This window comes from Streptomyces sp. NPDC059355 (genome assembly GCF_042752335.1).
Classification (GTDB): domain Bacteria; phylum Actinomycetota; class Actinomycetes; order Streptomycetales; family Streptomycetaceae; genus Streptomyces.
On the sequence record NZ_JBHYXN010000050.1, the window covers coordinates 1 to 13,699 of the forward strand.

General features: G+C 69.7%; 13 protein-coding genes and 2 pseudogenes. 5 read left to right on the top strand and 10 right to left on the bottom strand.

Going from position 1 to position 13,699, the window contains the following annotated elements; translation table 11 throughout:
* Positions 1 to 1,414: 1,414 nt before the first annotated feature.
* Together ACFXGI_RS32795 and ACFXGI_RS32800 are read left to right on the top strand one after the other, a co-directional pair.
* Positions 1,415 to 3,202, top strand: a pseudogene (locus tag ACFXGI_RS32795) (arginine decarboxylase); the annotation flags it as partial.
* Between the two features lie 79 nt (positions 3,203 to 3,281).
* A complete protein-coding gene (locus ACFXGI_RS32800) occupies positions 3,282 to 3,470 on the top strand; it encodes a hypothetical protein (protein WP_384714803.1) in 189 nt (62 codons plus the stop codon).
* A gap of 267 nt (positions 3,471 to 3,737) precedes the next feature.
* Here the strand turns inward: ACFXGI_RS32800 and ACFXGI_RS32805 are convergent, their stop codons facing one another.
* The 6 genes from ACFXGI_RS32805 to rpmG form a co-directional block, all read right to left on the bottom strand.
* Entirely contained in the window at positions 3,738 to 4,229 is a 492-nt protein-coding gene (locus ACFXGI_RS32805) for a hypothetical protein (RefSeq protein ID WP_384714689.1), read from the bottom strand.
* A 163-nt stretch (positions 4,230 to 4,392) separates the two neighbouring features.
* Positions 4,393 to 4,947: a DUF6434 domain-containing protein gene (locus ACFXGI_RS32810; protein ID WP_384714692.1), complete on the bottom strand. Its 555-nt coding sequence runs from the start codon at positions 4,945 to 4,947 to the stop codon at positions 4,393 to 4,395.
* Positions 4,948 to 5,006: 59 nt separating this feature from the next.
* Complete coding sequence (gene rpsR, locus ACFXGI_RS32815; protein WP_384714695.1) at positions 5,007 to 5,246, bottom strand: 30S ribosomal protein S18; 240 nt, start codon at positions 5,244 to 5,246, stop codon at positions 5,007 to 5,009.
* A gap of 50 nt (positions 5,247 to 5,296) precedes the next feature.
* Positions 5,297 to 6,439, bottom strand: coding sequence for a CobW family GTP-binding protein (locus tag ACFXGI_RS32820; protein WP_384714698.1), 1,143 nt, complete (start codon positions 6,437 to 6,439; stop codon positions 5,297 to 5,299).
* On the bottom strand, positions 6,436 to 6,684 hold the full coding sequence (locus ACFXGI_RS32825; RefSeq protein ID WP_329124852.1) for a type B 50S ribosomal protein L31: 249 nt from the start codon (positions 6,682 to 6,684) through the stop codon (positions 6,436 to 6,438). The genes ACFXGI_RS32820 and ACFXGI_RS32825 overlap by 4 nt, the downstream gene beginning before the upstream one ends.
* Positions 6,685 to 6,714: 30 nt before the next feature.
* Positions 6,715 to 6,879 carry a 50S ribosomal protein L33 gene (gene rpmG / locus ACFXGI_RS32830; protein WP_384714702.1) on the bottom strand — a complete coding sequence of 55 codons (165 nt, stop codon included), beginning with the start codon at positions 6,877 to 6,879 and terminating at the stop codon, positions 6,715 to 6,717.
* A gap of 67 nt (positions 6,880 to 6,946) precedes the next feature.
* Between rpmG and ACFXGI_RS32835 the strand changes: the two genes are divergently transcribed.
* Positions 6,947 to 7,105, top strand: a complete 159-nt coding sequence (locus ACFXGI_RS32835; RefSeq protein ID WP_384714705.1) for a bL28 family ribosomal protein — start codon at positions 6,947 to 6,949, stop codon at positions 7,103 to 7,105.
* Positions 7,105 to 7,410 (top strand): 30S ribosomal protein S14, encoded by a 306-nt coding sequence (gene rpsN / locus ACFXGI_RS32840; protein WP_384714708.1) that lies wholly within the window; start codon positions 7,105 to 7,107, stop codon positions 7,408 to 7,410. Before ACFXGI_RS32835 ends, rpsN begins: the two co-directional genes overlap by 1 nt.
* A 199-nt stretch (positions 7,411 to 7,609) precedes the next feature.
* Here the strand turns inward: rpsN and ACFXGI_RS32845 are convergent, their stop codons facing one another.
* The 4 genes from ACFXGI_RS32845 to lanL are packed head-to-tail and all read right to left on the bottom strand — an operon-like array spanning position 7,610 to position 12,436.
* Positions 7,610 to 8,491, bottom strand: coding sequence for an ABC transporter permease (locus ACFXGI_RS32845; protein WP_384714711.1), 882 nt, complete (start codon positions 8,489 to 8,491; stop codon positions 7,610 to 7,612).
* Positions 8,488 to 9,540: an ATP-binding cassette domain-containing protein gene (locus tag ACFXGI_RS32850; protein WP_384714806.1), complete on the bottom strand. Its 1,053-nt coding sequence runs from the start codon at positions 9,538 to 9,540 to the stop codon at positions 8,488 to 8,490. Before ACFXGI_RS32850 ends, ACFXGI_RS32845 begins: the two co-directional genes overlap by 4 nt.
* A gap of 24 nt (positions 9,541 to 9,564) precedes the next feature.
* A complete protein-coding gene (locus ACFXGI_RS32855; RefSeq protein WP_199813732.1) occupies positions 9,565 to 9,720 on the bottom strand; it encodes a VenA family class IV lanthipeptide in 156 nt (51 codons plus the stop codon).
* A gap of 43 nt (positions 9,721 to 9,763) precedes the next feature.
* Complete coding sequence (gene lanL / locus ACFXGI_RS32860) at positions 9,764 to 12,436, bottom strand: class IV lanthionine synthetase LanL (RefSeq protein ID WP_384714714.1); 2,673 nt, start codon at positions 12,434 to 12,436, stop codon at positions 9,764 to 9,766.
* Between the two features lie 565 nt (positions 12,437 to 13,001).
* Here lanL and ACFXGI_RS32865 point away from each other — a divergent pair.
* A pseudogene (locus ACFXGI_RS32865) lies at positions 13,002 to 13,680 on the top strand (transposase); the annotation flags it as partial.
* Between the last annotated feature and the right edge of the window lie 19 nt (positions 13,681 to 13,699).

Here is a 13,699-nt window from a genome sequence, read left to right on the forward strand (position 1 = left end):
GCTCAAGCCGGGCCCACTGGCCGTTCGTCAGATCTCCACGTCCCACAAGACGTGATCATGAACGAACAAGATCCACTTTCGCAACAGACCCTAGCAGAGTTGCACGTGGCGGCCGGCAGGGCATGCGCGGCCGCCGCCGACGCCTCTGCACCGGAGACTCAATGAACCGTCGCATCTTGAGCGCCACGCTGAAAGTCTCGCTCCCGCCCGAACCGGCCTTTGCCTCCGTGAGGACGAGGTTGTCATAGGGGCTGCGCCACGGTCCGCCGGCTGGCTCGCAGCCCGCCGCGACCTGCGGAGCGACGATCGCCTCGGCCGGGATCACCTCCTTGCGAGTCTCGCAGCCGTCCCGCCGTGCAACGGTCACGCGTGCACTCCCGGACCGATGCAGCCCTCGGCGTCGATGGGCCCCGTGTCTGCGTAGAGCCTGAGCACTTTGGACCTGCCCATTCACAGACAGGGCCCGAACGATGCCCACCTTCTCAAAGAGCTTGCACGGCAAGAGACTTGACGGGTGAGGTTCGATGACGTGTCATCATGAATGGGACAACGACGGCGGGTGCCATGATGACGACAGCGGGGCATGACGGGCCCGGTGCCGAGCCCGCACGCGAGAATGCGAACCCACAGCCCAGCGCTCCGAAACCTGCACGCGAGCGCAGCAGTTGGGCTGCAGGCGGCGTACCTGTGATCATCCTGGCTCTTATCGTCCTGGTGCTGGTGATCGTGGGCTCGGCGTCCAACGACAGTGTCACCTGCCCGGGCGGAGCCACCAGCTGTGGCGCTCCCTGAAGACACGCCGCCGCATCTCGACATCGGGTGCCTGGTGATCGGTTTGAGCACGGACGCCGAGTGTTACTGGGGCGCCTCGCACTGAGGTCCTCGGTGTGAGGCCGACGGGCCGGTAGTCAGGCCGGTGGCGGTTACGGAGTCTGTAGTCGTGGTGTCGTCTCTTCCGGTGGGGCAGCCACCAAGGGAGCCCCCGCCAAGGGCGCGCGTGCAGCAGATGGCTTGCCGGCCAGAGTGAGTTCTCGAATGGGTGATGCTGCCGTATTCCATCCCGGTCCGTGGCATTTGCCTTCGACGCTTGATGCATAGCCAAGGTCGGCGCAGGTGGGGAGCGTCATGTCGAGCGGTAGTGTCCTTTGGCCTTGCGTGAGGACCCCATGGGCGGGGGCGTCAGCAGCGACCAGCTGCGCCGGATCGGCAAAGAGCTGGAGAACCGCGGGCTGCAAGTGCGGTGGGCGCGGACGGTCGAGGGAGCCCGTGCCGCCCTGCGTACGGAGGCGGGCCTGACGGCTGCGGTCGTCGCCTGGACCTGCCGTCCGAGGCGGGGGACGACGCAGGCGGCGGGGGAGGGGCGGTCCTGCGGCAGATCACCGGCCGGTTCACCGCCCTGCCCGTCTTCGTCGTCATGAGCGAGGACTCCGACCACGGCCTGGAACGGCTGCCTCTATGGGTGGCCGAGACCGCCGTCGGCTACATCTGGCCTCTCGAAGACACACCGTCCTTCATCGCCGGCCGTGTCTTCAACGCAGCACGCACCTATGGCGACTCCGTCCTGCCCCCGTTCTTCAAAGCGCTGCGCCGATTCGACGACGCCCACGAGTACTCCTGGCACACCCCCGCACACTCGGGAGGGGTTGCGTTCCTGAAGTCGCCCGTCGGCCGCGCGTTCTTCGACTACTACGGTGAGCGGCTCTTCCGTACAGACCTGTCGATCTCGGTGGAGGAGCTGGGTTCCCTCTTCGAGCACAGCGGGCCCATCGGGGATGCCGAGCGCAACGCTGCCCGCGTCTTCGGCGCCGACCGGACGTACTTCGTTCTGCACGGCGACTCCACGGCCGACCGCATGGTCGGCCACTACTGCGTCACGGCTGACGAGATCGCGCTGGTGGACCGCAACTGCCACAAGTCGGTGCTGCACGGGCTGGTGATCTCCGGTGCCCGCCCGGTCTACCTCATTCCGACCCGCAACGGATACGGCCTCGCCGGCCCTCTGCCCGCCCGTGAGACCGCGCCGGGCGCAGTGGCCGCCAGGATCGCCGCGCACCCGCTGACATCAGGCGCCGTTTCCCCCCACGCCCAGTACGCGGTGATCACCAATTCGACCTACGACGGCCTGTGCTACGACACCGTCCAAACCGCACGGGCCCTGGCCCCCAGCACTCCCCGTCTGCACTTCGACGAAGCATGGTTCGCCTACGCCCGCTTCCACCCCCTCTACGCAGGCCGCTACGGCATGGCCGTCGGCCCGGACACGTTCGCAAGCGAGGAACGCCCCACCGTCTTCGCCACCCAGTCCACCCACAAGCTGCTGGCGGCAGTGTCGCAGAGCGCCATGGTGCACGTGAAGTCCTCGCCCCGGGCGCCGGTCGAGCACCACCGCTTCAACGAGGCGTTCATGATGCACGGCACCACGTCGGCCCTGTACCCGGTCATCGCCTCGCTGGACGTGGCTGCGGCGATGATGGACGGCCCCCAGGGGGAGTGGCTGGTCAACGAGGCGGTCACGGAGGCGATCCGTTTCCGACAGGCCGTCGTCCGGACCGGGCGCCGCATCGCGGACGCAGGCGACCGGCTGCCGTGGTTCTTCGGAGTCTGGCAGCCCGACACCGTCACCGACCCCGCCGACGGGTCCATCGTTCCCTTCGCCGACGCCTCCCCCGCGCTGCTGGCCGGCGATCCCCGCTGCTGGGAGCTCGAACCCGACGCGGAGTGGCACGGCTTCCCCGGCCTGGCGAACGGCCAGTGCATGCTGGACTCCATCAAGGTGACGCTGACCTACCCAGGCGTCAACGCACGAGGGGAGTCGGACTCGTGGGGGATTCCGGCCCGAATCCTCACCGCCTACCTCGCCCACCGCGGCATCGTGGTGGAAAAGACCGACACCTACACCACGCTCGTCCTGTTCTCCCTGGGCATCACCAAGGGGAAGTGGGGCACCTTGATGGACGCCCTCATGGACTTCAAAGCCCTCCACGACGCCGACACGCCCCTGCGACAGGTGCTGCCGCGCCTCGTCGAACGCCATCCGCAGCGCTACAGCGGTGCGACCTTGCGCGGGCTGTGTCAGGAGATGCACGAACACCTCACCCGGGCCGAATTGATCGATGCGCTGGACACCGCCTTCCAGGATCTGCCCGAACCGGTCGTACCACCCCGGAGCTGCTACCAGCAGCTCATCCGGGGCGGTACGGAACGCCTTCCCCTCGCCCGAGGCGCCGGCAGGGTGGCCGCGGCCATGGTCACCGTGACCCCGCCCGGGATCCCAAGTCCTGATGCCCGGAGAGGCACTCGGCGCCCCCGACGGCCCGGTCCTGCGCTACCTCGGAGCCCTGGAGGCGTTCGACCGTGCCTTCCCCGGCTTCCACAGCGAAGCACACGGCGTCACCATCGACCCCCACACCGGCGACTACCTCATCGAATGTGTACGGCCCGACCACATCCCCGGCGCAGCCGGGCGGTGACTGCGCGCCGGGGGCGTGATCACCCGCGGCGGCGTCCACCTGCACCCGAGCGGGGTGTCGTTCACAGACTGCGGATGGCCTCGGCCAGGTCAGATCCGTAGGAGGCCCAGCAGATCACGGAGCCGTCATTGTCGAGCTGTCCCGTGAACCACTCGCCGTCGTCCCTCACGAGGCACGACTCGTGGAACGCGAGAATCACCTCGGGCCGGAGCGGCTCGTCAGGACGCGGGCCGGCCGGGCCGCTGAGCGGCCCGGCCCTTCAGCGGATCAGGCGCGGACGGCGTGCCAAGGCGTGCACTTGCGCTCGCTGCCCTTGACGATGCACCCACGCAGCTTGTACGGGTGCCCCTCGGGCAGGTTGCCGGAGGCGACCGCGAGGTAGATCGCCTTGTGGCCGCGCGTGGAGGCGATGCGGCCGGTGCTCAGTTCGGCCTCGACCGCCCAGCCGTCGGGGCTGATGTCCTTGGCGATGAGAGAGTCGCCCGGGATGTTGGGCGCGGGCTGCGGGTCGGCGTTCCACCGGGCGAAGCCCATCTCGTGGCCGTCCCTGGGGCTGATGATGTTGATCGTGTACGACCCGTCCGCCGACATCGCGGTGAGGCCCGAGACCCCGGTCGTGGACACGGAGACATCGATGTCGGTCGAGAGGTCGCCCGTCTCGTCGGCGCTGGCCGCTGCAGCCCCGGCCGTGAGCGTCACGCCGACGAACAGGGCGGCCGTACCGAGGACCGCGCCGACGCGCTGGTGTATCGAACCCATGATTTCCTTCGTTCCCGCGCGCGACGGCACGCCGCCGCACGCACGCTCTCCCGCCGGCGTCGAAGCGTCGCTGGCGGTCAGTCAAGACCACTGTAAACAAGCCATGTTGGGAACCTACTGGCGGGTACCCACCTCATCGGCACGCCCCGGCGGCCCCGGCGGTTCAGTGCTTCGGGAGGGCGCGGTGGTCCCGCCAGGCGGCCAGGGCCTGCTGTCGCGTGCCCTGCGGGTGGCGGGTGTGCCAGTCGCGCAGGAACCGGTTGAACTCGAACTGGGCGGCGACCGCCTGGGGTTCGGCGGCCCGGGCGCGGGTGGCGTGCCAGTGGGCGACCGCTTCGGCGAGGGTGTGTCCCGCGTGCTGTGCAACGTAGTCACGCATGAAGGCGTCGAAGTGGAATCCGGGCCCGATCTCCCGGATGAAGAACTCCCGGAGCACCTGGCTGCACGGCTGTCCCTCCGGGATCACGGTGTCGCCGTCGACGGGGGCCGCGAGCCGGCGCCCGCCTCGGCGCGGGGCCCGCACCGGCTCCGGCGGCCGGTTCCCGTCGAGTGCGGCGGCCAGCCGGGCCGTCACCGCCACCTTCCCACCCCCTGCGGACAGACCGATCTCCCTGGCGAGCGCCGAGAGTTCAGCCAGTGTCCAGTACCAGCGCAGCAATTCCGCCCCGGTCAGCGCAGGGGTCAGGGCGGGCCGGCTCTCCATTGAATTCGAACTCACGTTCACATTCTACAGAGCTGCCGCCGAAGGGCCGCCGGCCGGTCGCCGTCGCCGCCGCGCTATCGGCTGCTGCCGTAGGGGAGCAGTGCCATCTCGCGGGCGTTCTTGATCGCTGAAGCGAGCTGCCGCTGCTGCTGCGCCGTGACGCGGGTGACGCGGCGGCTGCGGATCTTGCCTCGGTCGGAGATGAACTTCCGCAGCAGGTCGGTGTCCTTGTAGTCGATGTAGGTGATCTTCGCCGCGTCCAGTGGGTTGGGGCGGGACTTGAGCGGTTTGTGCGGGGTGTGGCGGCGGGCCATGGGTGTTCCTTGCGTGAGTCGGGTCGTCGGGTCGTCGGGTCGTCCGGTTGTCAGGACGCCGGGTCGAGGAGGGAGTCGAAGGCGGCGGGGAGCGTTTTCCACGTCTCTCGGCCCGCCGCGTATTCGGCATCGGTGAGCAGGCAGGAATCGAGGAGTTGTTCCAGTCCGTGCCGGTCGAGGCCGGGGGAGGTGAAGACGAGGTGCTGGCAGCAGTCGCCGTGTTCGGAGTGCCAGTCGAGCGAGGCTGCCGCCCTGCGCATCGGCGGCACCATCTCCCACGCGGCGTCCGGGAGGGAAGCCAGCCAGGGGCCGGCGTTCTCCACGCAGAGGGCGCCGCCCGCGGCGTCCCAGGCGAGCAGGGTGTCGGGGCGGTCGGCGAGCCAGAACCGGCCGCGGCTGCGGGCGGCGGCGCAGCAGAGGTCTTCCAGGGCCGCGTAAAGGCGTTCGGGGTGGAAGGGGCGGCGGCGGTGCCAGACCAGGGTGGTCACGCCTGCGTCCTCCGCTTCCTGGGGGAGTAGCGCGCAGGCCGGGTGTTGGGCGGCAGCTGCCGTTTCCACGTCGAAGCCGGCGAAGGCCAGCTGGGCGAGTTCTCCGGATCCGGCGGAAACCTGCCGGGCGGTCGGGTGGAGCTGGGCGAGAAGGGCTCGGTCCTCGTCGTCGGCGTCTTCGCTGTCGACGAGGGCGAGTACGGGCGCGTACTCGAGCTGCCGGGCCCAGGTGTCTCCGACGGTCCGCTGGTCGGAGGCCGCTGCGGCGAGTCCTGCGTCGGCCAGGTCGTCGCCGTTGACGAGGTACGGCAGCACGAGCGCGGGGTCGACGGCGGTGATCACCCCGGTGAGGTCGAGTGCGCCGGCGCCGTGTGCGACCACGACCTCGGCCATCCCCTTGGGCTCGACCGAGTCCCAGAGCTCGACGACGGCCAGCCGGGTGAGGCCGCTGTCGGCCAGCCGCTTCAGCTCGGGGACGAGGTCCTCGCGCAGGGCGCAGCAGGCGCAGTCGTTGACGAGGGGCGCCTCGCTCCGGGACAGCTCGCCCGCGGCGTCGCGCACCAGCCGCAGCAACGTGCCGGCCGACGCGGTGGCCAGGTCGTGGTGGAGGGCGATGCTGCCGGGAACGGTGCGCAGCAGCCGGTCCACGACTTCCTTGCGGGCGTCGCAGTGGAGCCCTGCGACGAGGACGACGGGCAGGGTCACGCCTTGCTCCCGTAGCGGCGCTGGAAGCGCTCGACGCGGCCGGCGGTGTCCAGGACGCGGGCGGTGCCGGTGTAGAAGGGGTGGCTCTGCGAGGAGATCTCGACGTCGATGACGGGGTAGGTGTTGCCGTCCTCCCACTCCACCGTCTTGTCGCTGGTGGCGGTCGAGCGCGTGAGGAAGGCGAAGTCGGCGGCTTTGTCGCGGAAGACGACGGGGCCGTAGGCGGGGTGGATTCCAGGCTTCATGGCGGTGTCCTTCAGGCGGGAGGGCGGGGATCAGCGTTCTTCGCGAAAGTCGACGTGCCGACGCACCACCGGGTCGAACTTGCGCAGCACCACGCGGTCCGGGTCGTTCCGCCGGTTCTTGCGGGTGACGTACGTGTAGCCGGTCCCCGCCGTGGAGCGGAGCTTGATGATCGGGCGTGCTTCCGTGCGAGCCATGGCGCTAGTATATGACAATGGTTTCCATTATCAAGAAGGAATCGTTCCGAGAGAGGCAGGTAACCCCTTGTCCGCCCACTGCCAACTGACCGGCGCCCAGCCGGGCTTCGGCAACAACAGCCGGTACGTCCGGCTGAAGCTCTCCGCCAAGGCGATCAAGACCGTGGACACCATCGGCGTAGAGGCCGCCGTGGCGCGGATCCGCGCCCGGGGGGTGAAGGTCTGATGGCCAAGCAGAGCAAGATCGCGCAGAACGAGAAGCGCCGGGCGGCCGTCGCGCGGTACGCCGCCAGGCGGGCCGAGCTGAAGGAAGTCATCCGGCGCCCGTCCTCCTCGGAGACCGAACGCGCGGCCGCGCTGGCGGAGCTGCGCAAGCAGCCCCGCAATGCCAGCGCGACCCGGGTCCGCAACCGTGACAGCGTGGACGGGCGGCCCCGCGGACACCTCCGCAGGTTCGGGCTGTCCCGGGTGCGTATGCGCGAGCAGGCGCACGCCGGATTCCTCCCCGGAGTCACCAAGTCGTCCTGGTAGGCCGGCAGACCGGTCGTCCGCCAGGCCGGCAACGCACGCGTGCCCACGTCCCCGGCGGGATGTGGGCACGCCGGGCAAGGGGAAGGTCGTGTCAGTGGCGCGGGAGGGTTCATGAACGACGGATCACCGACCGGTCGACACGGCTGTTCACCCTGGTCGTCCGTGTCCGGGGAGGCGGGCTGCGGGACCTTGTCCGGCGCTATTCAGGTCGGCTGAAACGGTGGGAGGCCCAGAGCAGCGCTGTGACTCCGACGGCCAGCAGGAGGGTGCTTTCCAGGAGTATGGGAGGTTGCCCGGTGGACCATTCGATGCCCGTGGTGGCTGCCTGGTTCGGTACCCGTAGTGCGATGCAGCGGCGGAGCAGGTCGACTCCGTAGGCGAGCGGGTTGGCGGCGGCCAGCGTGTGGGCCCAGCCCGGCAGGTTCTCGATCGGGAAGAAGCCGCCGGAAAGGAACAGCAGGGGCGTCATCACGACGCCGAGCAGCATGTGGAAGACCTCGGGCCGGTTGAGGCCCACGGCCAGGGCGAGGGCCAGGGCGGTGATCGTGAAGGAGGTCAGGGCGATGCCCCCCAGGAGCAGGGCCAGGAGGAGGGGGTCGTAGGGCAGACCGACGGCTCCTGCCAGGCCGAGCAGGGCGACGCCTTGGATCGTGGAGACGATGGTGCCCCCCGCGCAGCTTCCGAGGAGCAGGGTGGACCGGTGGACCGGGGCCATCAGGAGTTCGCGCAGGTAGCCGCTCTGGCGGTCGGTGATCAGACGGATGCCGACCATGATGGCTGGTGTCTGAACCGTCATCATGAGCATCACCGGGAAGAGGTAGGCCTGGTATCCGGTGCCCAGCGAGGAATTGGGGATCAGGGCGGCCAGACCGCCCCCCAGGATGAAGAGGTACAGCACCGGTTGGAGCAGCATCAGCGCGGTGTGGGTGCGCTGGGCCGACAGGCGCAGCAGGTCGCGGTAGACCAGGGCGTGTACCGCGCGCAGTTCGTGACGCAGGCGGATGCCGCGCTCGTGGCCGGGGGCGCCGGGGGTGTCCGCGGTACGGATGGCGTCCGGGTCCGGTAGGGAAGGCGCGGTCATCGGGTCGCCCCGGTTGCCGCCGCGGGGGCGACCGGGGCCGGGTGCCGGGGTGTGTGGATGCTGCGGCCGGTGTGGTGGAAGAAGACGTCGTCGAGTGTCGGCGGTGTGGCGGAGGCGGCGTGCACCGCGATGCCGTGGGATTCCAGTGCCGCGCACAGGCGCGGGATCCAGGCACTGCCGTCGGGTACCCGCAGGGACACCCCCTCGGTGTCCAGGGTGACGGCGAGGTCCGCCGGCGCGGTTCGGCGCACGATCTGGCGTGCTGCCGTGTCGTCGCCGGTGCGCAGCGTCACCCGGTCGTCTCCGATCGCGGCCTTGAGGGCGAGGGGTGTGCCCTGGGCCACGAGTCGGCCGTGGTCGATGATGGCGAGGCGGTCGCAGTTCTCCGCCTCCTCCAGGTAGTGGGTGGTGACGAAGATCGTGCTGCCGTGCTGGTCGCGCAGTGTGCGCAGGTGCTCCCAGACTTGGGCGCGGGCGTGTGGGTCGAGTCCGGTGGTCGGTTCGTCGAGGAAGAGGACCCGGGGTGCGTGCAGCAGGCCGCGGGCGAGTTCCAGGCGGCGTCGCATGCCTCCGGACAGGGTGCGCACCGGGGAGCGACGCCGGTCGGCCAGTCCGACGAGTTCGAGTGTCTCGGTGGTGCGCAGGCGGGCGTGGCGGCGGTGCAGTCCGTAGAGGCGTGCGTGGATGTGCAGGTTCTGTTCGGCTGTCAGGTCCGGGTCCAGTGCGCTGTGCTGGAAGAGCATCCCGACCAGCTTCCGTACCTGGTCCGGCCGGCTCAGTACGTCGGCGCCCGCCACCGTGGCCTGTCCGGCGGTGGGGCGGGCGAGGGCGCACAGCAGGGCGAGGGTGGTGGACTTTCCCGCGCCGTTGGGGCCGAGGAAGGCGAAGGTTTCGCCCTGGAGCACGTCCAGGTCCAGGCCGCGAACGGCGTGGGTGGTGCTCCCGTCCGGGCCCGGGTAGCTCTTGACCAGACCGCGGGTGCTGATGGCGTACACCGGCTCGGCAGGGCACCGGGCGGCGTCCCGGTCGGTGAGAGCGGTGGTCAGCAGGGTTGACCGGCCGGAGGTTCTCGGCTAGGCGCAGCTGATGCCGATGCAGATGGTGTTGAGGAGCGTCAGCAGGCCGACGCAGGCGCACGTGCCGGAGAACTGGTCTCCGTCGACGCCGACCGGGTCGGTTTCCGGAAGGGCGTGCAGGTGAGCCAGCAGTTCGAGGTCGTGGTTCTCCATGACTTTCTCCTTCTCTGTGAGGTGGCGGCAGGTTCCCTGCCGCTCAGCCCGGCTGCCGGATCATCCAGTGCCGGGAGTCTGTGTGGCGGGTTCGCAGGAGGAAGGCCAGGATTCCTGCGGATCCGTCGCTCCAACTGGTGGAGACGTCTCCGTACTCGGTGGGGAAGACGACATGGCTGCCGCGGTGGGCCCGTTCGGAGACGATGAGGCGGGCCAGGTCCTCGGCCATCGTGCGGTAGGCGGGGTCCCCGGTGGCTTCGGCCATGTCGAGGAGGAAGTCCCCGTTGCCCGCCAGTCCGTGGCACTGGGCGAGGGCGGCGCGGGAGGCGCGCTCGACGACGGCATGTGCGGCGCCCCGGGCGAGGTCACCGAACCGCTTGTCGCCGGTCCGCTGCCAGAGGCGGATCAGGAAGGTGCCGATGCCCGCCGAACCATGGCACCAGTACGGGGCCGTGGGCAGGTCCGTGGCCTGGGCCGGCCACTGGGCTGCCCGGCCGACCATGACGGCGTTGGCCACCAGGTGCTCTCCGGCCGCCACTGCAAGTTGCAGGTGCTCCGGGCGGTGGGAGATGCCTGCGGCGGCCAGGAGGAAGCAGCCTATGCCGGAGGTTCCGTGGGCGAAGCCCAGGTAGCGTTTGCCGGCTTCTTCGGAGACGGCTTCCGCGGGGACGGGCCAGCTCACGCCGGACGGCTCGGGCTGTGCGGCGGCGGCCAGCCGGTCGGCCGCGTCGACGACCAGTTCGGCCAGGCGCGTGTCACCGGTGCGGTGCCACAGATGGGCCGCGGCCAGTCCACTGCCGGCGGAGCCGTGGGTGATGTCGTGGCTGGGTGTCGACTCCAGCGGGGCCAGAGCCAGGGCCACCGCGCGGTTCCTGAGCGTGCGGTCACCGAGCGCGTGCCCGGCGTCGTACAGCGCCCAGGCGGTTCCGCGGCCGCCGAAGTGAAGGCCGGGGCGTATGGAGCGGGTGTCGGCGCGGGCGGCGATCCAATGGGCCGCGGTGGAGATCGGACCGGGCAGGCGCGGGTCACCTGTGAGTTCGAAGTACCGAGTCAGGACCGCCAGTACGCCCGCCGCGCCCTGCTGCACGGTGCAGGGGTCGGTCTCCCCGGCCCGGGTGGACACGGGCCACAGCCACTGGTCGTCGTCCGGGGTCATCGAATCGACGAGGTGGCCGACCATCCCGGCGACCGCGGCCTGCGTCGCGGCGCCGGGCTCGTCCGTCAGCGCCGGTCCGGCAGCGGGGTGGGCCGGCCGTGACGAGTCCGTCCCACGGAGAGCCGCACGCGCCGCGGCGGGGTCCCACCGCTCGCCGGGATCGTCCTTCATCAGCCCCAGAATCATCTCGGTCAGGTTGTCCGGCAGGTGCAGCGTCGCGGTACACGCGCTCAGCCACTGGGCGAACCGCTGCTCCGCGGGCCGGGCGGCCGGTTCCTCGGGCAGCAGGTTCGGTACCTTCCCGGCGACGACGAAGCAGACGGTGGCGCCGAGGCTGTAGTAGTCGGCCGTCGGGGAGACAGGAGCGTCCTGGAGGCGCTCGGGGGCGCTGAAGCCGGGTGTCCCCACGCGTGTCGGGAGCACGTCGTCGTCCTGCAGGGCGGCGAGTTCCAGGTCGATGAGGCGCAGTTCGCCGTCGGGGCGGACCATGACGTTGCCGGGCGTGAAGTCCCTCAGTATGCAGCCCTTGGCGTGGGCCGCCGCGACCAGGTCCACGAGGCGTGCGACCTGGGCGAGCGCGTGCGGCCGGTAGCGTTCGCTTCCGACGTCGCGGAAGCGCTCGGCCACCCAGGTGCGCAGGGGGACGCCCGGCACTTCCTCCTGGGCGAGGAACAGGTGCCCGCCCGTCTCGAACATCGCGAGCGGCTCCGGTGCGAGTCCCGTACCCGACAGCTTCTTCAGGGTCCTGGCCTCGGCTCGCAGCCAGTCGCGGACGTCGGAGCCGGCCGTGTCGCCTTCCACGTGCGGCCGGGCCTCCTTGATCACCGCGGGCGCGCCCGTGGTGACGTCCGTGCCCCGGTAGACGCCGCCTTTGTTCGTGTGCCGGATCGCTTCCCTTATCGAGAACCGGCCACCGAGCAGCACGGGGCTGTTCGCTGCCTTCTCCTGCCGGGGTGGAAGGGGTACTGAGGCGGGAAACGGACTGACCGCCCAAGAGGGCGGGGAATACTGCCCGGTGCGCTTGTCCTCGACGGGATTTCCGTCCGGGTCCTCGATGAACCACACCAGCAGGCCCTGGTCGGAGAGCCGCCGTCGGCCGACGAAAGCACCGTAGCGATAGTGCACCAGACTGTTCGGTGCGTACGGCTGGTCGGACAGAATCCGGGGACCGGCAAGTCCCGCCGTGGCCTGGTGCAGTTCAAGGGCCATCCGGGCAGCGTCGCCGTCGGAGGACGGGTATACGGTGATGAACTTTCCCGAGCTTCCCCGGGGCGTGGCTCGGGAGTTGAGCGCGCCCACCTGCTCGGTGGACCGGACGAACTTGAATGTCGACTCTCCCCGCAGCAGCACGTGCAGGGCCTTCTCAAGGACTTCCGGCGCCGAGGCCGCCGTCGCGGATACGTGCAGTTTCCAGCCCTGTCGGCGCACTGTCCCGGACGGGCGGGTGAGGCGGCACCACATCTCGTCCGCATCGGTCGTCCAACGCTCGCCCGCACCGGTTGCCCGGAGTACCTCGCGCAGCAGATCTTCCAGGTCGACTTCGGTTGCGTGACTCGTCATGAGCGTCCCCCCTCAACGGCAAGAACCGCTGGTGGAATATGCCTTCGGTAAGAAGAAACGTACAACCAACGCCCGTCATAAGTCACTGGAATCAGCGAGCGCACGGGATTGCTGGGGCTGAATGTGGCGCAGTCCGGCGCAAAAGTAGGGGCGCATTTGCGCCACCGGATGGAAAATGCTCAGCCTGTTCGAAAATAGCCGTCCATCTCCGGAAAGAACAAACAGTCCAAGTTTATCAATTTCGAATCCCCGGGGACTGTGGTTTCGATTCACGAGAACTAAAATGAAACAGTGGCCACATCCCTCGCGGCAAACCCTTTGTGCTCGCCTGCGCCGCTTGCCTCTGCGACCGGGCTGCCGTATCGCGGAGGTGCAGGACGAGCAATGCTCATGACCTCTGGATCGGCCCCGGGTTGGACGCGAAGGGCGTACCTTCCCGAGTGATCGACTTCTGGTCATCGAGTAGGCCGACGTCGCACCGCCGGTCGGGAAGGCACGCCCGTGCTGAGCGCAGTGAATGCCGATGGAACGACCGAGACCGGCTCCCTGGTCGACGACATCGTGCGCGAGGCGGATGCCGGCCGCCGCTCTGGAGGCTGAAGTCGACTGCTACATAGCTCAGTTGGCCGACCAGCGAGACGGGAGCGGGCGCCGCCTGGTGGTCCGCAACGGCTATCACCAGCCCAGGAAAGTCACCACCGCGGCCGGGGTGATCGAGGTGAAGGCCCCGCGCGTCAACGACAAGCGCATCAACGAGGCAACCGGCGAGCGCAAGCGGTTCTCCTCGGTGATCCTGCCGCCGTGGTGCCGCAAGACCGCCCAGTGGCAGGCCGACCACAAGCCATTCAGCGAGCGCGACCTGTCCGCCCCGGACTACGTCTACGTCTGGGCCGATCGCGATGGCCGACGGCTACCGCGAGTCCTCGGAGTCCTGGGCGAGCCTGCTGCGGGACTGCCAGCGGCGCGGCATGCGTGCTCCCGTCCTCGCCGTCGGCGACGGAGCCCTGGGCTTCTGGAACGCGTTGAACGAGGTCTTCCCCGAAACCCGCCACCAAAGGTGCTGGGTTCACAAAACGGCCAACTGCCGCGACAGCCTCCCGAAGTCGGCTCAGCCCGCGGCGAAGAAGGCCGTCCAAGCCCGCTGGCGAGCCGTGAACGCACCCCACCTCGTCGCCCTCGTCCGCGCCGGGGCCCGCTTCGAACGCGGCCGGCTCGTTGAACGGCCGCAGCCGACCGCGGCGTGAATAGGTGGCGGACCTGCCT